This window comes from Kitasatospora sp. NPDC101235 (assembly GCF_044767505.1).
Classification (GTDB): domain Bacteria; phylum Actinomycetota; class Actinomycetes; order Streptomycetales; family Streptomycetaceae; genus Kitasatospora.
Genome location: NZ_JBIWNZ010000011.1, coordinates 141,469 through 164,337, shown reverse-complemented (window position 1 = coordinate 164,337; position 22,869 = coordinate 141,469). Strand labels below are relative to the sequence as shown.

The window sequence follows — 22,869 nt, the reverse complement described above, 5'->3', positions numbered from 1 at the left end:
GGCCCGGGCCGGCCCCCTCCCGGCCGGGCCGGGGGCGCGGGGGGCCCCCCGGCGGGGGGGGGGGGGGGCGGGGGGGGGGCGGGCGGGGGGGGGGGGGGGCCCCCCCCCCCCCGCCCCCCCCGCCGTGTGACGCCTGACGATACGTCAAATTCCCGCCTCTTGCAGCTTCCGTTCCGATCCGTGGCGCAGGGGTCGGCGGTCGGCGGGGCGCGGGGAGCGGAGTAGCACGTCCGGTCGGCCTCCGTACACCCAGAAAACTCGACCATCGGGTGGTAGTCGACAACTCCATTGACCGGCAGTGCACTTGGTTCCAGGGCGAACATCCTGGTCCGTAGCGTCCTCGGCATGACGCTACTGACGCAAACCCCGCCGAGCGCCGTCCGGCGGCGCGGCCTGCTGGCCTACCTGGTGCTCGCCTACGCCGGGATGTGGGCGGCCATGGCGCCGCTGCTCGCCGACGGCTACCGGCGTGCCGACGCCCGGGAGGAGGTCGGCGCCCTGGAGCAGCTCTGCATCGGGGCCGCCATGCTGGCCCCGGCGCTGGCGGCGCTGCTCGTGGTCCGTGTCGTCGAGCGCGGCGGCGGAGTGCGGGAGACGCTCGCGCTGTGCCGGCCCCGGCCCCGCGCGGTTCGCGCCTGTCTGCTGCCGCTCGGGGTGCTCGGCGGACTGACGGCCGTGACGCTGGCGCTCGGTGCGCTGATGGGCAGCTACCCGTTCGCCGGCTTCGGCTCGCTGGACCCGGGGCGGGTCGGATCGTGGGCGGTTCAGGGGTTGATCGGGATGATGCTCTCGCTGCCACTGTTCTTCGGTGAGGAGATCGGCTGGCAGGGCTTCCTCTTTCCCCGGCTGCTACAGCTCGGCGGGGGCTCCGGCGGCGCGGCCGGCGGCACGGCGGCGCTCGTCCGGGCGTACCTGCTCACGGGGACGGCCTTCGCGCTCTGGCACCTGCCGACGCTGCTGATGGGCGGCCAGTACCCGGGGCGGCCCTGGTACCTGTCGGTGCCCGCGCTGACGGTGAGCTGTGTGCTCGTCCTGCCGGTCTTCACCTGGCTGAGGCTGCGCTCGGGGTCGGTGGTCCCGGCGGTGCTGGCGCACGCCTTCACGAGCAGCATGAGCGTGTCGATGGTCCGGGAGTTCGCCGACCCGAATGCCGACCTGGACCCGCTCACCATGTCGCTGGCCGGCTGGCCCGGTTGGATCGTCCTCGGCGGGTTCGTGGCCTTCCTCGCGTTCACCGGGCGCCTGCGGCCGGGCCGGTACGGGCGGGGGTGACGGGAGGGGCGACGGACGGCGGATGACAGGTGACGGATTTCAGATGACAGATTTCATCATCTGTCATCTGAAATCTGTCGCCTGTCGCCTGTCGCCTGTCGCCTGTCGCCTGTCGCCTGTCGCCTGTCCGCCGTCACCCGCCTGTCGGCGCCAGGTCCTTGCGGATCTCGTCCAGGATCAGCCCGGCTCCCGTGTAGCCGATGCCGAGCATCCACAGGTTGTCGTCCACCCGGAACACCCGCCCGCTGCGGACGGCATCCAGGTTCTTCCAGAGTGCCCCCTCGGTGATCTTCCCCTGGTCGGACTTGCCCGCGTCCCCGTACGCCGAGTAGAAGATGACGTCGGCCGCCGCCTGGTCCACCTGCTCGGGGCTGATCTCCACCGAGAAGCCGGGCTTGTCCTGGTTGGCGGGCCGGCCGAGTCCGAGGTCCTTGAACAGCGAGCCGACGAAGGTGTCGTTCAGGTAGAGCCGGGTCGACGCACCCGCCAGGAAGCGGGCCATCTCGACCCGGGTGGCCGCAGCCCTGGCCGGACCGCCGAGCGCGGTGACCAGGTCCCGCAGCTCGGCCCGGTACGCCGCGTCCGCCGCATCGGCCTCGGCCTGGCGGCCGAGCGCCTCGGCGTGCAGCCGGACGTTCTCCTTCCAGGCAGGCCCGGTGGTCTTGGAGAGCACCGTCGGCGCGATCTTCGACAGCTCGTCGTACCGCTTGTCGTCGCGGACCTGATTGCTCAGGATGAGGTCCGGCCGCAGTGCCGCGATCGTCTCCAGACTGGGCTGGCCGATGGCCCCGACGGGCTTCGTCCCGGCCAGCCGTTCGGCGGGCAGGTACGCGGGGAAGGCGGCACCCGCGGTGACGGTCGTGGCGCCGACCGGGCTGAGGCCGAGCGTGACCACCGAGTCCAGTGCGTCGGTGTCCAGGGCCACCACCCGGCTCGCCCGCGCCGGCACGGTGGTCTCGCCGCGCGCGTGCCGGACCGTGCGGGCGCCGCCGGAGCCGGACGAGCCGAAGCCGGACGGACCGGGGCCGGACGCCGAGGAGCCCGACCCGCACGCGGCGAGCGCGAGGCCCGGGGCGAGTCCGACGGCGAGACCGAGAGCGGCACGGCGGCTGAACGGTCGGGTCATCGGTGCTACCTCCAACGTCCGGGCAGGGCGCGGGAATCCCTGCCCGCACAGCGGCCCGGCTACGCCTCGGAACCGTTCTCCCGTCGCTGGCGCAGGAGTTCGACGTACTCGACGTGCACCCGGCGGTCCATCGCGAGGGTGAACTGGGCGTCCGCGACCGTGCGCGCCAGCGGCCGCACCCGCAGGATGCGCTCGGTGAGCCGGGCCGCCTCGCCGGGCGGCAGTGGGGTGTCGGTGGTCAGCGCGCTGAGCAGGTGCTCGCTGACCACCTCGATGAAGATCTCGGCGATGGCGTCCACGTGTTCCTGGGTGCGCCGGCTGGCCTCCAGCACCGCCGAGAGCGGCACCCCCTCCGCCACCAGCTCCGTGGTGGCGTCCATCAGCCGACGGCTGACGTGGGTGATGCCGTCCTCCTCGACGGTGATGTAGCCCTGGGCGATCGACTCGGCGGTGTTCTCCTCGGTGAGCTGGTCGCCGAAGGCGGTCTTCAGCTCGTCCCAGTCCAGGCGCACCGGTGTCTCGTCGGACCACGGCGCGACGATCGCCGCCTCCAGCCCGATCAGCTCGGCGACGTCCCTCCCGCTCTCGCCGGCGCCGATCAGCTCGGCGATGCCGCCCAGGGTGTGGCCGCGTTCGAGGAGTTCGCCGATCATCCGCAGCCGGGCGAGGTGCTCCTCGCCGTACCAGGCGATGCGGCCCTCCTTGCGGGGCGGCTGAAGCAGTTTGCGCTCGCGGTAGAAGCGCAGGGTGCGGGTGGTGATGCCGGCGGCCTCGGCCAGTTCCTCCACCCGGTACTCGCGTTTTCTGTCGCCCGCAGCAGCTCTGACCTTGTCCACGGCGATCAGCATAGGACCGCAGGCCCGGAAGGTTCCCCGAACCGGAGCCGTCGTGCTTCTTCCATCCGGTGTCAGCAAGGGCTACCCTGCCAATCATGCCAGTGATTACTGGCGCGATTGGCAGGGTCCCAGAGGTGAGCCCCCGGGAGGTTCCGGGGCGCAGGCCCCCGGGAGAGCGCGACGAGCACCGTCCCACCCCCCAGGAGGTTGCCGCATGGCATCCAGCAGCAAGCGCCCCCGCTCCGGCGCGTCCGCAGCGACCGACACCACCGCTGCGCAGGAGCCCGTCCCGCACGTCCGGGTGGCGGTGATCGGCTCCGGCTTCGGCGGCCTCGGCGCCGCGGTCCGGCTGCGTCGTGCCGGGATCACCGACTTCGTGGTCCTGGAGCGGGCGGACTCCGTCGGCGGCACCTGGCGCGACAACAGCTACCCCGGCTGCGCCTGCGACGTGCCCTCGCACCTCTACTCCTTCTCCTTCGCGCCCAACCCCGACTGGCCGCGCAGCTTCTCCGGCCAGCCGGACATCCGGGCCTACCTGGAGAAGGTCGCCACCGTCTTCGGCCTTCGTCCCCACCTGCGCTTCAACACCGAAGTGCTGGAAGCCCGGTGGGAGAGCGAGCAGACCCGCTGGCGGATCACCACCTCGGCCGGCCAGTGGACCGCCGACGCCATCGTCTCCGCCGCCGGACCGCTCGCCGACCCGCAGATCCCCGACCTGCCCGGACTGAGCGACTTCCCCGGCAAGGTGTTCCACTCCTCCCGCTGGGACCACGACTTCGACCTGACCGGCAAGCGCGTCGCGATGGTCGGCACCGGAGCCTCCGCTGCCCAGATCATCCCGTCGATCCAGCCCGAGGTCGGCAAGCTGACGGTCTTCCAGCGCACCCCGGCCTGGGTGCTGCCGCGCCGCGATCGCGAGATCACCCAGCTGGAGAAGTGGCTGCACGGCCGCCTGCCGGTCACCGCGAAGATCCGCCGTGGCGCCCTGTTCGCTCTCCGGGAGATCCAGGTGGACGCGTTCGTTCGCCGCCCCGGCCTGCTGCGCCTGGTCCAGCAGCTCGCCGAACGTCACATCGCGCAGGGCGTCCCCGACCCGGCGCTGCGAGCCAGGCTCACCCCGGACTACCGGATCGGCTGCAAGCGCATCCTGCTCAGCAACACCTACTACCCGGCGCTCGCGGCGGCCAACACCGAGGTCGTCTCCTCCGGTCTGCGCGAACTGCGCGGCTCCACGCTGGTCGCGTCCGACGGCAGCGAGCACGAGGTGGACGCCATCGTCTTCGGCACCGGCTTCCACGTCACCGACATGCCCATCGGCGCCAGGGTGTTCGGCGTCAACGGCACCAGCCTGGCGGAGGAGTGGAAGGACGGCATGGAGGCGCTGCGCGGCTCGACCGTGCACGGCTTCCCGAACCTCTTCTTCGTCATCGGGCCCAACACCGGCCTCGGCAACAGCTCGATGATCCTGATGATCGAGTCCCAACTGAACTACATGATCGACGCGCTGACCACCCTCGGCTCGATCGGTGCCACCGCGATGCAGCCCACCGTGCGCGCCCAGCGGCAGTGGAACCTCGAACTTCAGCACCGGATGGACCGCACCGTCTGGACCACCGGCGGCTGCCTCAGTTGGTACCTCGACCCGAACGGCAAGAACACCGTGCTCTGGCCCGGTTCCACCACCTCGTTCCGCCGGGCCACCCGCAAGGTGGACCTCGGCGAGTACGAGCTGATCATGCGGGCCGCACCGGCTGCCGCCCGCACCGTCCAGGAGGTCTCCGCGTGAATGGCGTTCACCTGCCCGAGGAGTACGAACCTCTCGTTCCGGTGGAGGAGTTGGCCGTCCGGTCGGCGGACGGCATCCGGCTGCACGTCGAGGTGCACGGCCAGCCCGGAGCGCCCACCGTGGTGCTCGCGCACGGCTGGACCTGCTCGACCGCCTTCTGGGCGCCGGTGATCCGCAGGCTCGCCGACCGCTACCGGGTGGTGGCCTACGACCAGCGCGGCCACGGGCACAGCGAGGTCCCGCCGAGCCGGGCCCGCTACTCGACCCGGGCGCTGGCCGAGGACCTGTCCGCCGTGCTCGCGCGCACCGTTCCGGCGGGCGAGCGGGCCGTGCTGGCCGGGCACAGCATGGGCGGGATGACCATCATGGCCGCCGGTGGCCGACCGGAGGTCGCCGAGCGCACCGCCGCGGCCGTCCTGATCTCCACCGGGCCCGGCGACCTGGTGGCCGAACTCACCGTCCTGCCGCCGGCCGTGCGGTCCCGGGGCCTGCGGCGCTTCCTGCACCGGCAGCTGCTGCGCTCCCGGATGCCGCTCGGGCCGGTCTCCCCGTTCAGTCGGATGGCGCTCAAGTACGCGACCATGGGGCCGAGTTCGCCCGCCGGACAGGTCGAGGCGACGGCCCGGATCGTGCACGCCTGCCCGACGGCCGTCCGCGCCAACTGGGCCGCGGTGCTGGAGCGGCTGGACGTCCATGCCGGGCTCGCCCGGCTGGCCGCGCCCACGGCGGTGGTGGTCGGCACCGACGACCGGCTGACGCCGCCGGTGCACGCCCACCGGATCGTCGCCGAACTCCAGGACTCACAGGGGTTGTTGCTGCTGCCCGGGGTCGGCCACATGTCTCCGCTGGAGCGTCCGGCGGAGGTCGCCGCCGAGATCCACCGGATGGCCTCCGCGCACCTGACGGCCGCGCCCGCGGCCTCTCCCGCGCCCGCCAGCGCCGTTCCCGCTTCCGTCGATGAGAGGACCGCCGTCGTATGAACGCCATCCCGCCGTTGTCCGCGCAGGTCGTCGTCGTCACCGGGGCCGCGCGCGGCGTCGGCGCGTCGCTGGCCCGCAAGCTCGCCCGGTGCGGGGCCGAGGTGGCCCTGCTGGGGCTGGAGCCGGAGGAGCTGAAGGCCGTTGCCGCGCAGTGCGGCCCGTCCGCGACCAGCTGGGAAGTGGACGTCACCGACCTCGACGCGCTCGAGGACACCGCCCGGCGGATCAAGGAGCACTACGGGCGGATCGACACCGTTGTCGCCAATGCCGGGATCGCCATCGGCGGGCCGCTGACCGACAGCGACCACAAGGCGTTCAGTCGGGTCATCGAGGTCAACCTGCTCGGCAGCGTGGCCACCGCGCGGGCCTTCCTGCCGGCGCTCGCCGAGAGCCGCGGGTACCTGCTCCAGATCGCCTCGCTCGCCGCGCTGACCCCCGCGCCGCTGATGAGCGCGTACTGTGCCAGCAAGTCCGGGGTGGAGGCCTTCGCCCACTCGATCCGCGCCGAGGTCGCCTACCAGGGGATCAAGGTCGGTGTCGGGTACCTGAGTTGGACCGACACGGACATGGTGCGCGGGGCCGACCAGGACGCCGTGCTGAAGCAGATGCGTTCCAGGCTGCCGTGGCCGGCGAACAAGACGTATCCACTGGAGCCCGCGGTGAACCGGATCGTCGCGGGGATCGCCCGCCGGTCCGCCCACGTCTACGCGCAGGCCTGGCTGCGCGGGATGCAGCCGGTCCGCTGGCTGCTGCCGAGCCTGATCGCGGTGGTCGGCTCCCGGGACGTGGCCCGGGTCGCCCCTCAGCTCGCCGCCACCGCCGCGAGCCGCCTGCGCGCCGTCGGCGCCGGGGGTGCGGCGGACACGGCGGTCCGGGGGAGCCGGAACGGGGCGGGTGGCTGACGGCCGGCGGCTGACGGTTGACGGGTGACGGTCGACGGATGACGGCGAACGGACGACAGATGACAGCTGACAGATTTCGAAATCTGTCAGTTGTCATCTGTTCGCCGTCCGTCGCCACCCACCCCCTGCGCGATCCCCACCAGCGTCCCCAGCGCCCGCGCCAGCACCGGCAGCGGCGGCGACGCGAGCCCGACCCGGACGGCGGAGGGCGAGCGCCGGGGATCGACGGCGAAGGCCGCCGCAGGCGTGACCGAGATCCCGGCACGCTCCGCCTCCGCGACGAAGCTCTCCGCCCGTCGGCCCGCCGGCAGCTCCCACCACAGGTAGTACGAGCACGGGTCGGACCGCAGTCGTTGTCCCGCCAGCACCTCACGCGCCAGCAGCTGCCGGGCCGTCGCATCGGCCCGCTTCGCCGCCTCCACCGCGGCCAGCGTGCCGTCCCCGATCCAGCGCACCGCCGCCTCCAGTGCGAAGCCGCTCGGCGCCCACCCGCCCGAGCGCAACGCGCCCGCCACCCGCTCGCGCAGCGCCGCCGGGGCGACCGCGAACCCGGTGGTCAGCCCCGGGGCGAGCCGCTTGGAGAGGCTGTCCACGAGTACCGTGCGCTCCGGCGCGAGCGCGGCCAGCGGCGCCGACTCGGGCCGCAGGAAGGACCAGATGGCGTCCTCGACCACCGGCAGGTCGAGTTGCCGCAGCACCGCCACGAGCCCCGCGGCCCGATCCCCCGGCAGGCTCGCACCGAGCGGGTTCTGCAGGCGCGGCTGGACGTACACCGCGCGCAGCGGTGCGGCCCGGTGGGCAGCCGCCACGGCATCCGGCAGCAGCCCGTGCTCGTCCATGGCCAGCGGTACCAGCACGATGCCCAGCCGCTCCGCCACCGCCTTGACCACCGGATAGGTCAGCTCCTCCACGCCCAGCCGCTGGCCGGTCGGCACCAGTGCCGACAGAGCCCCGGCGATGGCCTGCCGCCCGTTGCCGGCGAACAGCAGTTCGTCCGCCCCGACCTCCCAGGAGCCGGCCGACACCAGGCCCGCGAACGCCCGCCGGGCCGCGCCCGTCCCGGCCGCGCCGACCGGCCGCAGCGCGTCGCCCAGCGCGTCCGGTCGCAGCAGCGGCGCCAGTCCGCCCGCCAGCAGCTCGGCCTGCCCGGGGACGGAGGGGTAGTTGAGTTCCAGGTCGATGAGGGCGGTGGCCGGCTCCGCGAGTGCCACCCGGGCGCCGTCCGGTGCGCGCCCGGCCCGGACGAAGGTCCCGCGTCCGACCTCCCCGACGGTCAGCCCGCGCCGGGCCAGTTCCCGGTAGACCCGTCCCGCCGTCGAGTTGGCGATTCCCCGGCTGCGGGCGAACGCGCGCTGGGTGGGCAGCTGCCGGCCGGGCCGCAGCCGCCCGTCTGCGATCTCGGCAGCGACCTGGTCGGCGATCAGTCGGTAGTCGTCCATCGGCGGTCGGCCCTCCAGAGGTCCCGCACAGCGGCCCGCGCACATTGCACCGAGTGCAAAGTCATCATTGCATCGACCTGATTGCCCGCCCTAGCCTCCTCGCATGGACGCGTTGACCTCCGCCGTGGACGGCCAGGCCGTGCTCGGGATCGCCGCCGTGGCCCTGGGTATGGTGCTGTCGCCCGGGCCCAACATGATCTACCTGGTTTCGCGTTCGATCGCGCAGGGCCGCCGCGCCGGGCTGGTCTCGCTGGTCGGGGTCGCGGCCGGCTTCCTGGTCTACCTGGTCGCGGTGACGGCGGGGGTGGCCGCTGTGTTCTCGGTGGTGCCCGCCCTCTACACCGCGATCAAGCTGGCCGGCGCCGGATACCTGCTCTGGCTGGCCTGGAAGGCGGTCAAGCCGGGCGGAACGGCGGTCTTCGCCCCGCAGCAGCTGCCGCCGGACCCGCCGCGCCGACTGTTCGCGATGGGCTTCCTGACCTGCCTGCTCAACCCCAAGATCGCCATCATGTACATCTCGCTGCTGCCCCAGTTCGTGGCTCCGGAACGCGGTCACGTCGCCGTGCAGAGCCTGTTGCTGGGCCTGATCCAGATCGTGATCGCGATCACCGTCAACGGCCTGATCGCGGTGAGCGCGGGCAGCATCGCGGCCTTCCTCAACCGTCGCCCCGGCTGGCTGCGGATCCAGCGCTACGTGATGGGCACCGTCCTCGCCGGCCTCGCGGTGCACATCGCCGCCGATCGCGCCAAGGCCGTCGCCGTCTAGGCCGTACGCCTGGCCACCCGCGGCAGGTCGTATGCGCCGCCGTCCTGAGCTGGGGCGTTCCCGTGGGTGTGGGCTCGGCTGCGGGGAGTCGGTACGGTCGGGGGCATGACCACAGCCTTGATCACCGGCGCGACCGCCGGCATCGGAGCCGCCTTCGCCCGCCGGCTCGCCCGCAGCGGCTACCAGCTCGTCCTGGTGGCCCGGGACACCGAGCGCCTGGAGCGCGCCGCCGCCGACCTGCACGGCAGGTACGGCATCGAGGCGGAGGTGCTGGCCGCCGACCTCGCGACCGACGAGGGCATCGGGGCCGTGGAGGCGCGGCTCGCCGACTCCGCCCGACCGGTGGACCTGCTGGTCAACAACGCCGGCTTCGGCAACAAGGGCGCCTTCGGGGCCGTCCCGCTCCAGGACGAGCTCGCCATGCTGAAGGTGCACATCGAGGCGATCCTGCGGCTGACCACGGCCGCCCTGCCCGGAATGCGGGAGCGTGGCCGCGGCGCGATCGTCAACGTGGCCTCGGTGGCGGCCTTCCTGCCGCGCGGCACGTACGGTGCGAGCAAGGCCTGGGTGGTCAGCTTCACGCAGGGTGTGCTGCGCGACCTCGGCGGTACGGGCGTTCGGATGATGGCGCTGTGCCCGGGCTTCACCCGGACGGAGTTCCACCAGCGGGCCGGCATGGGCACCGGCAACATCCCGTCCTGGTCCTGGCTCTCCGCGGAGCGGGTGGTGGACGAGGCGATGCGCGACCTGGCCCGCGGCCGGTCCGTGTCCGTGCCGGGCAAGCGGTACAAGGCTGCCGTGGCCATCGCCCGGGTGCTGCCCTCGGGCAAGCTGGGCGGGCTCTCCTCGAAGGCGGCGCGCACCTACCGGGCCAACTGACGGTCGGGCGGTCGGGCGGTCGGGCGGTCGGGCGCCGGGCGTCCGGCCCGGCCCGGCGCGGGGGCGGATCGGCTCCGGTGCGGACGCCGAGGAATAGAGCAACCCTCACTATTAGCTTGTCTAACTATGAGCTATCCTCGCTATGCTGAGTCGCGCTTGACCGTCCGCCCGACCGTCCCATCCAGGGAGGCCCGTCCTTGAGGCCCACCGCCATCGACTGGACCCCGCCCGAACGCGCCGAGGGCGAACCCCTCCCGCCGGCCGAGTGGCGCCGCATCCTCGGGCTCTTCCGCCCGTACCGGGGCCGCCTGACCGTTGTCGGGTTGCTGGTCGCCGCCTCCGCCGTGGTCTCGGTCGTCTCGCCGTTCCTGCTCAAGGCCGTCCTGGACACCGCCATCCCGCAGGGCCGCACCGGGCTGCTCAGCCTGCTCGCGCTCGGGATGATCCTGACCGCCGTGGTGAACAGCATCTTCAACGTCCTCCAGACGCTGATCTCCACCACCGTCGGCCAGCGCGTGATGCACGACCTGCGCACCGCCGTCTACGGCCACCTCCAGCGGCAGTCGCTGGCCTTCTTCACCCGCACCCGCACCGGTGAGGTGCAGTCCCGGATCGCCAACGACATCGGCGGCATGCAGTCCACGGTGACCTCCACCGCGACCAGCCTGGTCTCCAACCTGACCGCGGTGGTCGCCTCCGTCGTCGCCATGGCCGCCCTCGACTGGCGGCTGACCATCGTCTCGCTGCTGCTGCTCCCGCTGTTCGTCTGGATCAGCCGCCGGGTCGGCCGGGAGCGCAAGAAGATCACCACCGAGCGGCAGAAGCAGCTGGCCGCGATGAGCGCGGCGGTCCAGGAGTCGCTCTCGGTCAGCGGCATTCTGCTCGGCCGCACCATGGGCCGCTCCGGCTCGCTCGCCCGCGAGTTCACCGAGCAGTCCGACCAGCTCGCCGACCTGGAGGTGCGGTCCAGCATGGCCGGGCGCTGGCGGATGAACACCATCCAGATCGTGATGGCCGCGATGCCCGCGCTGATCTACTGGGCGGCCGGGCTGACCTCCGCCGCCGGCGCGCCGATCGTCTCGGTCGGCACCCTGGTCGCCTTCGTCACCCTCCAGCAGGGCCTCTTCCGCCCGACGGTCAGCCTGCTCTCCACCGGTGTGGACGTGCAGACCTCGCTCGCGCTCTTCCAGCGCATCTTCGAGTACCTCGACCTGCCGGTGGAGATCGACGAGCCGGCCGACCCGGTCACCCTGACCGACATCCGCGGCGAGGTCCGTTTCAAGGGCGTCGACTTCCGCTACGACCCGGCGCAGGAGCGCCCGACCCTGGCCGGCGTCGACCTCGAGGTCCCGGCCGGGAGCTCACTGGCCGTGGTCGGCGAGACGGGCTCCGGCAAGACCACCCTCAGCTACCTCGTCCCGCGGCTGTACGACGTCACCGGCGGACGGGTCACCCTGGACGGCGTGGACGTGCGCGAACTGTCCTTCGACACCCTGGCCCGCGCGGTCGGCGTGGTCTCCCAGGAGACCTACCTCTTCCACGCCTCGGTCGCCGAGAACCTGCGCTTCGCCAAGCCCGGCGCCAGCGACGCCGAACTGGTCGAGGCCGCCCGGGCCGCGCAGATCCACGACGCCATCGCCGCGCTCCCGGACGGCTACGACACCCTGGTCGGCGAGCGTGGCTACCGCTTCTCCGGCGGCGAGAAGCAGCGCCTCGCACTCGCCCGGACGATCCTGCGCAACCCGCCGGTGCTCATCCTCGACGAGGCCACCAGTGCGCTCGACAACCGCACCGAGCGCGCCGTCCAGCAGGCCGTGGACGCCCTGGCCGCCGGCCGCACCACGATCACCATCGCGCACCGGCTCTCCACCGTCCGGGCCGCCGACCAGATCGCCGTCCTGGACCACGGCGAGGTGGTCGAACTCGGCACCCACGAGGAGCTGGTGGCGCTGGACGGCCGGTACGCGGCGCTGCTGCGCCGGGAGGTGCCGGAGGTCGTCGGTCAGCCGGAACCGGCCGGGCTCGGGCACGTGTGACGGGCCGGGGCACGGTCGTCCGGTGCGCTCACGGCGCCCGCGCCACATTGCGGTCGCGCCCATCGTGCCCGCGCCCATAGTGCCCGCGCCCATCGCGGTCGTGACCATCGCGGTCGTGACCGCGCACAGGGCGGCCGCGCGGCGACGGAGCGGCGGTCAGGCCGCCTTCGGGACCTCGTTGTAGCTCTCCGCGACCTCCTGGCCGGAGAGCCGCTGGATGGCGGCCATCACCTCGTCGGTCACCTGCCGACGGGCCTTCAGCGAGCGGGCCTGCCCGTGCAGCTCGTCGAAGTGCAGGGGCTCGCCGAAGCGGACCGTCACCTTCTTCAGCCGCGGCACGCGCTTGCCCACCGGCAGGATCTGCTCCGGGCCCTCCAGCGCCACCGGGACCACCGGCACGCCCGCGGTCAGCGCGAGCCAGGCGACGCCCGTCTTGCCCCGGTAGAGCCGGCCGTCCAGCGAGCGGGTGCCCTCGGGGTAGATACCGAAGGCCTTGCCGTCCTCCAGGATCTCCAGCGCCGACTCCAGCGAGGCCTGAGCGGAACGGTAGGTGCCGCGTTCGACCGGCACCGCGCCGATCGCCTCGAAGAAGCCCTTGGAGAGCCGGCCCTTGAGCCCGGTGCCGGTGAAGTACTCGGCCTTGGCGAGGAAGTGGACCCGGCGCGGGGCGGTCAGCGGGATCACCACGCTGTCGATGAAGGACAGGTGGTTGCTGGCCAGGATCACCCCGCCCTTGCGCGGCACGTTCTCGATTCCCTCGATGACCGGCCGCCAGATCCCCCGCGAGACCGGTTTCAGCACCAACTTGGTGACGAGGTCGAGCACGATTCCCTCCCAGGATGAACGACCGCCCGGGAGGAGCCCGGGCCCGCAATCAGATCCGCAGACTACGGCACCCACCCCCGCGCCCGTCCACTCCCGGCGACCGTGGCGCGCGCCACGGCCGGGTAGGGTACGGCCGTCCGAACCGAGCAACACCCCGCAGTACCCAGGAGGGCACGATGGAGACCACCGAGGCGATCAAGGCCTTTTTCGACCGCTTCGACAAGGACGGCGACGGCAAGATCACGGCGGCCGAGTACGCCCTGGCCGCCAACGAGATGGGCGACCACGACGTCACCCTCTCGATGGCCGAGGCGCTGATCCACAGCATGGACACCAACCACGACGGCGTCCTGACCTTCGAGGAGTTCCTGGCCGCCCGCCAGCGCTGAGCCCGCGCAGACGGGGCCGGTCGCCGTACCGGCGGCACCGGCCCCGTCCGGAGGTCCGCCTCGGGGCGGGGCTCCGTACCTGTCCGGGGCCCTGCTGTGGTGCGGGGGGCTGCTGCAGCGCGGGTCCTACCGCTTCTCCACCGGGAACACCCGGCGCACCACCCGCTCCGCCGCCCCGCCGTCGTCCCAGACGCAGAACTTCTCCCGGAACCGCGCCCGCGCCGCCGGCTCGGGGTCGCCCGCCAGCAGCGCCCGCGCCAGCCCGTCCGCGTCCACCGTGACCGCGCCCGGCGGCTCCGCGAACAGGTCGAAGTAGACGCCGCGTTCCCGCTGGTACTCCTCCCAGTCCGGGGCGAAGATCACCACCGGCCGGTCCAGCACCGCGTAGTCGAACATCATCGACGAGTAGTCCGTCACCAGCGCGTCCGCCGCGAGGTAGAGGTCCTCGACGGTCGGGTGCGCCGAGACGTCCACGATCCGCGCCGATTCCGCACCGGCCCCCGTCAGGTCGCCCGGGCCGTCGGTGTGGAAGTAGTGGGTGCGCACCAGCAGCGTGAAGTCCGGGCCCAGCTGCCGGGCCAGCGCGGCCACGTCCAGCAGCGGCACGTAGCCGCCCTTGCTGCCGCGATGGGTCGGCGCGTACAGCACCGCCCGGGTGCCCGGCTGCAGCCCGAGCTGCTCTCGCATCGCCCGGACCTCGTCCGAAGTGGCGTTCGCCAGCCGGTCGTTGCGCGGGTAGCCGGTGTCCAGCATCTCGTACCGGCCGGGGAAGGCGCGGGCGAAGTGCCCGCTGGTGTGCGGGTTGGGGGAGACCAGGAAGTCCCAGCGGTCCACGGCCTCCTGGAGCAGCTCGAAGTCCATCCCCTCGGCCGCCGCCGGGTGGTCGCGCAGGTCCATGCCCATCGCCTTGAGCGGGGTGCCGTGCTGGGTCTGGACGTGCACCGTGCCCGGCCGCTTCGTCATGGTGCGGGGGAAGTTGACGTTGTTGACGAAGTACTTGGCGGTCGCCATCACCTTGAGGTAGGCGGGGGTGTTGACGATCACGTACGGCACCCCGGGCGGCAGCGTGGCGGCCTGGGCGCGGTTCTCCACCACCCACACGCCCCGGATCCGCGGGGCGAGCTCCTTGGCCTTCTCGTAGATCGCCGCGGGGCTGCACGCGTAACCCCGGTGCCAGTACGCGGCGTAGACCGCGAGGTTCGGGTCCAGCGGCAGTCGGCGGAACGCGTTGTACGCGGTGAACCGGGCGCCGCTGCGCATTCCCTTCTTCACCGCCGGTGCCACCGCCCGTGCCCCGCGCTTGAGTTCGCGCGGCAGCCGGCCGGTGCGGCGCAGCTCCGCGTACGCGATCCGGGCGCCGCGGGCGGCCAGCCGGTACTGCACGCCGCGCACCCCGCCGGGGAAGCGGTACCCGGCCGGGCGGTGGCGGTCGAAGTACCGGGCGATCCGCTGGAAGAAGTCCCTGCGCAGGTCGGTGGGGACCAGACCGGGGGTGTCGTAGACGTTCAGCGCCTGGCGGACGGTCCGGTCGAAGACCAGGGTGCGCAGCGACTCCGGGACGGGCCGGCCGGGGCGGTCAGGGCGGTCCAGGAAGGCGAAGATCGCGTCGTACTGGGCGAACACGTCGGCGTGCTTGGGGGAGGCGGTGGCCGTGATCGCGCCTTCCCGGCCGCGCCGGTAGAAGTAGCAGGGACGGTCGAGGTAGCGCAGCCGCTCGGCGGCCAGCAGCGCCGGGTAGGTGACCGAGATGTCCTCGTAGTAGCCGCGGCCGAAGGAGACGCCGAGGCCGTCCAGGAACTCGCGGCGGAACAGCTTGTTCCACACCGACATCACCGTCTGGAACAGCGCCGGGTGCTCGGCCAGGGTGCAGCCGTCGACCAGCGGGGAGCCGATCAGCACGTGGCGCCAGGGGTTCGGCTCCGTCCCGCCGTCCGGGTAGACGTGGGTGAAGCCGGTGACCAGCACGTCGGCGGGGGTCTCCCGGCGGCGCTCCTGCGCCAGCTCGTCCAGCAGTATGCCGACCGTGCCCTCGGGCACCCAGTCGTCGCTGTCCACGAACCAGACGTACTGGCCGCGGGCCTGCGGCAGGGCGGCGGTGCGGGCGCCGCCGAGGCCCTGGTTCTCGGTGAGGTGCAGCACCCGCAGGCGACTGTCTCGGGCCGCGTAGGCGTCCAGGATCGCGCCGGAGCCGTCGGGGGAGAGGTCGTCGACCGCGATCACCTCGAAGCGGGTCTCCGCGGCGGGGGTGTCGCCGAGGATCGAGTCGAGGCAGCGCGGAAGGTACCGCTCCACGCCGTGGACCGGGAGCACGATGCTGAGGAGGAGGGACACGCTGGCCGAGTGTACCGATCCACCGGGTGCGACCTGCGCGGACGTCCGGTACGGGGCCCCGGGGGCGGTTGCGGCGGGGCGGCGGCGGCCGGGGCCCGGGCGGAGCGTCCGGGCGCGGGGGCCGGGCGGGGGCTGGCCAGGGCGTGTGTGAGGGCCCCGGAACCGCCGGTGCCGGGCCCCTCGCGGGGCGGCACCGGCAGTCAGGTGGCGGTCCGGCCGACCCTCTACGGCCGACCGCCGGTCCGGGCACCGCGCGAGCCTGGCCACCGCAGCGTCGAGGCGGCCGGGCAGTGGCTCGCGGGAGCCGGAGTTCTTCATCACTCGAACACGCGCTTGAGTGCGGTGCGGGCACTGGCGCGTGCATCAGATATTGCTTGGAGGATCGACGGGAGTCAATCCCGCGAATGTGTTCACTTCCTGAAATCGGGGCGTTCGCGGTGCCGGTGGCGTCCCCGTTCGGACGGGTCCTGTCCGGCGGACGCCTTGGTGATCGCTTTGTCGATGTGACGGCTGTCCCCTATATGGAGACGCGGGCGGGATACGGGCGGATACGGGCGGGACGCGGGCGGACGCGGGTGGGGTGCGGGGCGGGGTGCCGCCGGGGCGCTGCGGCGCGCCGGGCGCGTGTCGTGCACGCGGTTGCCGCACCCGCGACCGCCGGTCCTGGTGACGGACGGCCGGTCGTGCACCATCATTGATGCCTAGTCGTGACCGGCCCGGTCGGCCCCTGGTGCTTCGTCAGTTGACGCCGCACGATACGGTGGCACAACACCAAGGACGGTTGCGCGAAGGCCGTCCGTCACGGATAGTCTTCGCCTCACGGCCCTGGCGCCTCGTAGGGGTGGGAAAACTGATGGAACACATGCAAGTGCGGACTCGGCCCCGCGTGCCGGCGATCCAGTGCGGTGTCGGCACGACCGGCCGCCGGATCGAGCGACACCTGGCCGTGCTCGGCGCGCCCGCACTCCCGGCGGTGGACACCGCCGAGGCGCTCGGGTTGATAAGGGAACTCACGCCGCGCGGCGCCGAGGCCCCGACGATCCGCCGTCGTCACACCAGGATCTCGCTGCTGACGCCGCTGCGCCGGCTGCGGCGGAGCCTCTTCGGCGGGCGCGGCTAGTCCGGCCGGCGCGGCACGGGTCCCTCCCCGCCGCCCGGCCGGGAACCGACCCGGTGGACCATCCGGCCCGCCGGGTCTTCGGTGTGTCCGGGCGGTGTCCGGCCGGGCGGCCCGGATGGCCGGGGCGCTGTGGTCTGAACCTTTCACCTTATGCGAGTTTGCCTCCCCGGCAAGGCGAGTCGGCGAGGGAGTACGCCCGGCCCGCTGACCTGGGACAGGATGGCGCCATGGCGGACAACAACCACTCCACCCAGGCCGGATCGTTCCCGGCCACCACCTTCCAGAGCGCCACCCTCGAGATCACCACCGGCAGCCGCGAGGTCGCGCTCGACATCACCGACCGCTGCGCAGCGTTCCTCGACGAACGGGCCGCCGGGCGTGACGGCCTGCTCAACGTCTTCGTGCCGCACGCCACCGCGGGGATCGCGGTACTGGAGACCGGCTCCGGCAGCGACGACGACTTCCTCGCCACCCTGCGCGACCTGCTCCCGGGCGACGACCGCTGGCGTCACCGGCACGGCAGCCCCGGCCACGGCCGGGACCACGTGGTGCCCGGCCTGGTCGCCCCGCACGCCACCCTGCCGGTGCTCGGCGGCCAACTGGCGCTCGGCGTCTGGCAGTCGGTGGTGCTGATCGACACCAACGGGGACAATCCGCGCCGGACCGTCCGGCTGTCCTTCCTCGGCTGACGCTCAAGGGCGTGCGCGGGGCCGGACGCGAGGCCCGGGCACGGCACGGCCCGGCGGCGGGCAGCCTGGTGAGCGGACCCAGCGGCCCTCGGCGGGCTCGGTGGACTCAGCGGAGTCAGCGGAGTCAGCGGAGTCAGCGGACGTGCGCGGCCACCGCGGCGAGGTAGCGCTCGATCGCCAGGTGCTGGCAGAGCAGCGCCACCGGACGGCCCAGCCTGGCGTACCAGGCGGACAACCGGGAGAACGCGGTGACCTCGAACCACACCTCGCCGTCGGCGTCCATCGACACCAGGAACGCCTCCTCGCCGCACTCCGGATGTCCGGGGAGGGTTCCGTAGCCGAACCCGATCCGGCCCGGCTCGTCCACCGTCCACACCACCCGGCAGGGGATCACCAGCCGTGGCCACCGGCCCCCCGGCAGGTTCAGTCGCAGCAGCACCGTCCCGCCGTCCCTGGCCGGGCCGGCCGGGTACACCGCGAAGCCGGTGCCCAACTGGCTGCCCCAGCCGAGCACGTAGCGGCCGGCCCGCTCCAGTACGTCCGGTCCGTGCCCCAGGTGTACCCGCCGACGCAGGTGGGCGTAGCCGTCCGGCAGTCGCCCGCCCCCGCCCCGGGTGGCGCCCACCTCGGGGTACGACGGGGTGGTGGCGTGGGCGGCGAGCAGGCGTCGGTGCAGGTCGGTGGACATGCCGGTCACGGTAGCCGCCGGGCGTGAGGGGGCGACGGGAGGGGGCGGCTGCGGGGCGGGGAGGCGGTTCTCGGTGCGGCGCGGCGGGTCGCGGTGGGCCGCGACGGACGGGTTTCAGCGGACGGACTTCGGCGAACAGATTTCAGATGACGGATTACAGCGAACGTTTTCTGAAATCTGTTCGCTGACATTTGTCCGCCGGGCTGGGTCCGGGCCGGAACGTGTTGCAGCAGAGCGGGGGTGCGGAGTAGGAAGGCGGCATGAGCGACACCGGTACGAACCAGGAAACGGGCGTCTGCGAACTCGGGCCCGACAGCGCAGCGGAGGCGGCGCTGCGGCACGACCCGGAGGCGACCGGGCCGCGCGCCGACTGCGTACTGTGCGGCGAGCCGACCGATCTGCCCGCCGACCAGCCGGGCAGCACCCTCTGCCCGGTGTGCGCCTGGCAGCAGGCACAGCGGATCGCCTGCTCAGGCTGACCCAGGGCTGATCCCGCACCGATCCCGGACTGATCCCCGCCCCGATCAGGCCGACCGGCCCTACGCGTCCTCCCGCCCGGCCAGCGCCAGGGTCGAGCCGTGCCGCCCCTTGCGGACCAGCAGCTGGGCGGGGATGCGGCTGCGAAGGTCGGCCACGTGGCTGACGATGCCGACCGCGCGGTCCCGCTCGCGCAGGCCGTCCAGGACGTCCATGACCTCCTCCAGGGCGTGCTCGTCGAGGGTGCCGAAGCCCTCGTCGATGAAGAGGGTGTCCAGCGGCATGCCGCCCGCCTCGTCGGTGACCACGTCGGCCAGGCCCAGGGCGAGGGAGAGCGAAGCGAAGAAGCTCTCGCCGCCGGAGAGGGTCGCGGTGTCCCGCTCGGTGCCCGTCCAGGCGTCGACCACCCGCAGGGCCAGGCCCGAGCGCTTGGTGCCGGTGCCCCGGCCGTCGCTGTGCACCAGCGTGTAGCGCCCGCCGGACATCCGGACCAGCCGGTCGCTGGCCGCCGCCGCGACCTGCTCCAGCCGGGCCGCCAGGACGTACGACTCCAGGCGCATCCGCAGCCTGTTCTCGGCGGAGGTGCCGGCCGCGAGCGCGGCGAGCCGGTTGATCCGCCCGTACCGGTCCAGTGCCGGAGCCAGTTCGGCGGCGAGCCCGGCCAGCTGCCGTCCGATCGCGGTCAGTGCCTCGCAGCGCTCGCGGGCCGCCGCACGGGCGGCATGCGCCCGGCCGAACCGGTCGGTGGCGGCGCCGAGCTCGGCCGCGACGGCGGGCAGGTCCACCGGCGGACGGCCCGCGGCCTCGGCCAGCTCCGGCAGCGCCAGCTCGCGGCGGACAGCGGCGGTCTCCGCGCCGTGCTGCTCCAGCCGGGCCTCCAGCCGCTCGCGCTCCTCGCGCGGCAGCAGCACCGCCAGCGCTGCCTCGGCGTCCGGGAAGCCCGCCGCGGCGGCGGCCTTGCCCAGTTCGTCCTCGGTCTCGCCGAGCCGGGCCGCCGCCTCCGCGTGCGCCCGGGCGGCGGTGGCCGCCGCAGCGACCGCCTCGGTGAGCCGGGTGAGGGCCGCGGACCGGTCGGCGACCGAGGCCGCCTCGCCCCGGGCGGCCGCCACCCGGGCGGCCAGCGTCCGCTGCTCGGTGCCGAGCGTCAGCAGCCGGTCGGAGAGGACGGCGGCGCGCTCCTTGGCCTCGTGCAGCTCTTCCACCCGGCGGGCCCGGTCCTGCGACAGCCGGGTGATCTCCTGCTCGACCCGGCCGAGCGCCTCCGCCGCGTGCCGCGCCTCGCGGTGCTCGCGTTCCAGCCCGGCGAGGGCCTGCGCGAGCGCTTGCGTACCGTCCGGCCCGGCCGCGCCGGCGGCGGTGGCCTCGCGCACCCGCAGCGCGGTGAGTGCCTGGTCGGCCTCCGTCCAGACCTGCTCGGCCGCGGCCTGAGCCCGGCGCGCCCGTTCCTCGTCCTCGGCGCCGACCCGGCTGCCGGGCGCGGCCTCGGCGGGCGCCGGGTGCTCGGGCGAGCCGCAGACCCGGCAGGCCTCGCCCGCGAGCAGCTGCTCGGCCAGTTCGGCGGCCATGCCGCTCAGCCGGCGGTCCCGCAGGTCCAGGCTGTGCTCGCGGGCGTCCAGCGCGGCGGTGCGCAGGGCAACCACCCGGGGCTTGGCCGCGGCGATCTCGGCGCGCAGGCCGTCGCGCTCCCGGGCTGCGCCCAGGCGGGCGGTCAACTCGGTGCGCTGCCCGTCCAGTTGCTCGACCCGGGCGGTCGCCGAGCGGGCCTCGGTGTGCTGCTGCTCCAGGCGGCTCAGCTCGCCCTCGAACTCGGCGAGCCAGTCCTCGGCCTCCTCGGCCAGCTCCTCGGCGGCGCGCCGGTCGTCCGTCAGGGAGCGCTGTTCGTGGGTGAGTTCGGCGCAGCGCCGCTCCTCCGTCCGGGCCGCCTCCAGCCGGACCACCTCGGCCCGCAGCCGAAGGTCGGCCTCGGCCAGCTCGGCGGCGTCCGCCCCGGCGAGCGCCCGGCCCTCGCCGCCGGAGGCGGCCAGCGCCTCGCGGTGCCGGCGCTCCGCCTGCTGCGCGCGCCGGAGCGCCTCGGCCGCGCTCTCCCGCAGCCGCAGCGCCGACTCCACCCCGACGGCCTTCTGCGCCGCGGCCAGCCGCCGCCGGTCCGCGGCCGCAGCGGGCTCGAAGCCGGCCAGTCGCTCCGCCCGGTCCAGCGCCTCGCGGTGCCGGCGCTGGCGACCGGACAGGTCCTCGGCGGCCTCGCGGTGCTCCTGGGCGGCGCGCTGGGCCGCCTCGGCGCTCGCGAGGGCGGCCTCGGCGACGGCGAGCTGCTCGGCCGCGCCGCTGCGCAGGACCGCCGCCCAGCCGAGCACCCCGGCGGTCAGACCGGCGTCGTCGTCCTCGGCGGGCACCCAGCCCGCAGCGGGTTCGGCGCCCGGACCGGCCGCCTGCTCGGCCTTGCTGGCGAGGTCCCGCAGCCGGCGCCGGCCGGCCTGGACGGCGGCCTCCTGGCCGCGGCGCTGCTCGGCCAGCCAGGCCTCCACGTGCTGGAACCGCTCGGTGTCGAACAGCCGCCGCAGCAGCTTGCCGCGCTCCTCCGAGTCGGCCTTGAGGAAACGGGCGAAGTCGCCCTGCGGAAGCAGCACCACCTGGCAGAACTGCTCCCGGTTCATGCCGATCAGCCGGTGGATCTCCTCACCGGCCTCCTGGTGTGACTTGCTGAGCCCCCGCCAGCCGGGCGTGCCGTCGCCGGCGTCGGCGGCCCACTCGCGCAGCAGGGTCTGCGCCCGCTCGACCGTGGTGCCGGTGCCGACCTTCTTCGGCCGGCGCTGCTCCGGCAGCCGGGTGATCTGGAGCCGCCGCCCGCCGAGGGTCAGTTCGAGCTCCACCGACGTCAGCTGCTTCGGGTCGGCGTGGTCGCTGCGCAGCCGGTTGGCCCGGCGCGCGCCCGGCGTCTCGCCGTACAGGGCGAAGCAGACCGCGTCCAGCACACTGGTCTTGCCCGCGCCCGTCGCGCCGCGGAGCAGGAACAGCCCGCCGGCGGCGAGCGCGTCGAAGTCCACCGTCTCGCTGCCCGCGAACGGGCCGAAGGCGGTGACGGTGAGCCGGTGCAGCCTCATCGGGGCAGGTCCGCCTTCCGGTCGGTGGTCTCCCGGACGCGCTCGAAGCCCTCGCGCAACCAGCCGAGCTCGTCCGGCTCCGGCTCGGCACCGGGGCGCACGTGCCGCAGGAAGCCCTCCGCGATCTCCAGGTCCCCGCGGCCGCTGACCCGGGCCGCGTAGGACTGCGAGGGTCCGGCGTCGCTCCGCTCGGGGTCGAACAGCAGCTGGAGGGTGTGCGGGAAGCGGCGGCGCAACCGCTCCATCGGCTCGCTCGGCCGGGCCGCGTCGGTGAGCGTGGCCTGCACCCAGGACTGCTCGTGCCCGGCGTACTTCTCCTCGGTGAGCAGCGCGTCGAGGGTGCCGCGCAGCGTCGCCAGCCGGCGCGGCTCGGGGCAGGGGACGCGCTCGGCCGTCACCGAGCCGTCGGCGGCCAGGTCGACCAGCCACATGGTCTTGCGCTGGTTCGCCTCGGAGAAGGAGTAGGCGAGCGGGGAGCCGCTGTAGCGCAGGTGCGGGGCGAGCGTCTGGCAACCGTGCAGGTGGCCGAGCGCGGCGTAGTGCACTCCGTCGAAGACCGACGCGGGTACGGAGGCGACGCCGCCGACCGCGATGTCCCGCTCGCTGTCGCTCGGCGCGCCGCCGGTGACGAAGGCGTGCGCCAGCACCACCGCCCGGGTGCCGGCCGGGCGTGCCGCGAGATCCGCCCGGACCTGGTCCATCGCGGCCCCGAGCACCGCCGCGTGCCCGCCCTTCGCCAGCCCGAACCGCTCGCGCACCAGCGTCGGCTCCAGGTACGGCAGCCCGTACACCGCCACCGGGCCGTGCTCGTCCGCCAGCAGGACGGGCTCGGCGCACTCGCCCGGGTCGGTCCGCAGGTGGATGCCGGCCCGTCCGATCAGCCCCGCCCCGACCCCGAGGCGGCGGGCCGAGTCGTGGTTGCCGCTGATGAAGACCGTCGGCACTGCTAGGCCTGCCAGCCGGTGCAGCACGTCGTCGAACATGGCGACCGCTTCCAGCCCGGGCAGTGCCCGGTCGTACACGTCACCCGCGACCAGCACGGCGTCCACGCCCTCGGACCGGACCACCTCCACCAGGTGGTCCAGGAAGGCGCGCTGGGCGTCGTGCAGGCTCTCCCGGTGGAACGAGCGCCCGAGATGCCAGTCGGAGGTATGCAGCAGTCGCATGGTCCCCGACCCTAACCCGCAGCACTGACAATCCCGCCAGGCTCTGTGGAAGCAGACGCCC

The 22,869-nt window shown here is 73.8% G+C and carries 19 protein-coding genes; 11 read left to right on the top strand and 8 right to left on the bottom strand.

The window, feature by feature from the left end:
- Positions 1–345 precede the first annotated feature (345 nt).
- Positions 346–1,272 carry a CPBP family intramembrane glutamic endopeptidase gene (locus ACIRRH_RS20185; protein WP_403068935.1) on the top strand — a complete coding sequence of 309 codons (927 nt, stop codon included), beginning with the start codon at positions 346–348 and terminating at the stop codon, positions 1,270–1,272.
- A gap of 133 nt (positions 1,273–1,405) precedes the next feature.
- Here the strand turns inward: ACIRRH_RS20185 and ACIRRH_RS20180 are convergent, their stop codons facing one another.
- Together ACIRRH_RS20180 and ACIRRH_RS20175 are read right to left on the bottom strand one after the other, a co-directional pair.
- Positions 1,406–2,398: an ABC transporter substrate-binding protein gene (locus tag ACIRRH_RS20180; RefSeq protein WP_403068932.1), complete on the bottom strand. Its 993-nt coding sequence runs from the start codon at positions 2,396–2,398 to the stop codon at positions 1,406–1,408.
- 59 nt (positions 2,399–2,457) lie between these two features.
- A complete protein-coding gene (locus ACIRRH_RS20175; RefSeq protein WP_403068929.1) occupies positions 2,458–3,234 on the bottom strand; it encodes a MerR family transcriptional regulator in 777 nt (258 codons plus the stop codon).
- 214 nt (positions 3,235–3,448) lie between these two features.
- Here ACIRRH_RS20175 and ACIRRH_RS20170 point away from each other — a divergent pair, with 214 nt between their 5' ends.
- The 3 genes from ACIRRH_RS20170 to ACIRRH_RS20160 are packed head-to-tail and all read left to right on the top strand — an operon-like array spanning position 3,449 to position 6,902.
- Positions 3,449–5,020, top strand: a complete 1,572-nt coding sequence (locus ACIRRH_RS20170) for a flavin-containing monooxygenase (protein ID WP_403068926.1) — start codon at positions 3,449–3,451, stop codon at positions 5,018–5,020.
- Positions 5,017–6,000 carry an alpha/beta fold hydrolase gene (locus ACIRRH_RS20165; protein ID WP_403068923.1) on the top strand — a complete coding sequence of 328 codons (984 nt, stop codon included), beginning with the start codon at positions 5,017–5,019 and terminating at the stop codon, positions 5,998–6,000. The genes ACIRRH_RS20170 and ACIRRH_RS20165 overlap by 4 nt, the downstream gene beginning before the upstream one ends.
- Complete coding sequence (locus ACIRRH_RS20160; RefSeq protein WP_403068920.1) at positions 5,997–6,902, top strand: SDR family oxidoreductase; 906 nt, start codon at positions 5,997–5,999, stop codon at positions 6,900–6,902. Before ACIRRH_RS20165 ends, ACIRRH_RS20160 begins: the two co-directional genes overlap by 4 nt.
- A gap of 86 nt (positions 6,903–6,988) precedes the next feature.
- Here the strand turns inward: ACIRRH_RS20160 and ACIRRH_RS20155 are convergent, their stop codons facing one another.
- Entirely contained in the window at positions 6,989–8,341 is a 1,353-nt protein-coding gene (locus ACIRRH_RS20155; protein ID WP_403068917.1) for a PLP-dependent aminotransferase family protein, read from the bottom strand.
- Between the two features lie 103 nt (positions 8,342–8,444).
- Between ACIRRH_RS20155 and ACIRRH_RS20150 the strand changes: the two genes are divergently transcribed.
- From ACIRRH_RS20150 to ACIRRH_RS20140, 3 genes are all read left to right on the top strand, one after another.
- Entirely contained in the window at positions 8,445–9,107 is a 663-nt protein-coding gene (locus ACIRRH_RS20150; RefSeq protein ID WP_403068914.1) for a LysE family translocator, read from the top strand.
- 105 nt (positions 9,108–9,212) lie between these two features.
- Entirely contained in the window at positions 9,213–9,986 is a 774-nt protein-coding gene (locus ACIRRH_RS20145; RefSeq protein ID WP_403068911.1) for an SDR family NAD(P)-dependent oxidoreductase, read from the top strand.
- A gap of 197 nt (positions 9,987–10,183) precedes the next feature.
- Positions 10,184–12,022: an ABC transporter ATP-binding protein gene (locus ACIRRH_RS20140; protein WP_403068908.1), complete on the top strand. Its 1,839-nt coding sequence runs from the start codon at positions 10,184–10,186 to the stop codon at positions 12,020–12,022.
- Between the two features lie 156 nt (positions 12,023–12,178).
- Here ACIRRH_RS20140 and ACIRRH_RS20135 read toward each other — a convergent pair whose 3' ends face one another.
- Complete coding sequence (locus ACIRRH_RS20135; RefSeq protein WP_224282187.1) at positions 12,179–12,847, bottom strand: 1-acyl-sn-glycerol-3-phosphate acyltransferase; 669 nt, start codon at positions 12,845–12,847, stop codon at positions 12,179–12,181.
- A gap of 176 nt (positions 12,848–13,023) precedes the next feature.
- Here ACIRRH_RS20135 and ACIRRH_RS20130 point away from each other — a divergent pair, with 176 nt between their 5' ends.
- A complete protein-coding gene (locus ACIRRH_RS20130; RefSeq protein ID WP_224282188.1) occupies positions 13,024–13,236 on the top strand; it encodes an EF-hand domain-containing protein in 213 nt (70 codons plus the stop codon).
- 126 nt (positions 13,237–13,362) lie between these two features.
- Here ACIRRH_RS20130 and ACIRRH_RS20125 read toward each other — a convergent pair whose 3' ends face one another.
- Entirely contained in the window at positions 13,363–15,567 is a 2,205-nt protein-coding gene (locus ACIRRH_RS20125; protein WP_403068904.1) for a CDP-glycerol glycerophosphotransferase family protein, read from the bottom strand.
- 853 nt (positions 15,568–16,420) lie between these two features.
- On the opposite strand from ACIRRH_RS20125, the gene ACIRRH_RS20120 reads away from it, so the two are divergent.
- The gene (locus ACIRRH_RS20120; RefSeq protein WP_224282190.1) at positions 16,421–16,687 is read left to right on the top strand and encodes a hypothetical protein; all 267 of its coding nucleotides are present in this window, start codon (positions 16,421–16,423) and stop codon (positions 16,685–16,687) included.
- Between the two features lie 227 nt (positions 16,688–16,914).
- Positions 16,915–17,376, top strand: a complete 462-nt coding sequence (locus ACIRRH_RS20115) for a YjbQ family protein (RefSeq protein WP_403068902.1) — start codon at positions 16,915–16,917, stop codon at positions 17,374–17,376.
- Positions 17,377–17,509: 133 nt separating this feature from the next.
- Here ACIRRH_RS20115 and ACIRRH_RS20110 read toward each other — a convergent pair whose 3' ends face one another.
- The gene (locus tag ACIRRH_RS20110) at positions 17,510–18,064 is read right to left on the bottom strand and encodes a DUF1990 family protein (RefSeq protein WP_403068899.1); all 555 of its coding nucleotides are present in this window, start codon (positions 18,062–18,064) and stop codon (positions 17,510–17,512) included.
- Positions 18,065–18,324: 260 nt separating this feature from the next.
- Between ACIRRH_RS20110 and ACIRRH_RS20105 the strand changes: the two genes are divergently transcribed.
- Positions 18,325–18,543 (top strand): hypothetical protein, encoded by a 219-nt coding sequence (locus ACIRRH_RS20105; RefSeq protein WP_403068896.1) that lies wholly within the window; start codon positions 18,325–18,327, stop codon positions 18,541–18,543.
- Positions 18,544–18,603: 60 nt separating this feature from the next.
- Here ACIRRH_RS20105 and ACIRRH_RS20100 read toward each other — a convergent pair whose 3' ends face one another.
- Positions 18,604–21,642: an AAA family ATPase gene (locus tag ACIRRH_RS20100; RefSeq protein WP_403068893.1), complete on the bottom strand. Its 3,039-nt coding sequence runs from the start codon at positions 21,640–21,642 to the stop codon at positions 18,604–18,606.
- Positions 21,639–22,808, bottom strand: a complete 1,170-nt coding sequence (locus ACIRRH_RS20095) for an exonuclease SbcCD subunit D (protein WP_403068890.1) — start codon at positions 22,806–22,808, stop codon at positions 21,639–21,641. The genes ACIRRH_RS20100 and ACIRRH_RS20095 overlap by 4 nt, the downstream gene beginning before the upstream one ends.
- Between the last annotated feature and the right edge of the window lie 61 nt (positions 22,809–22,869).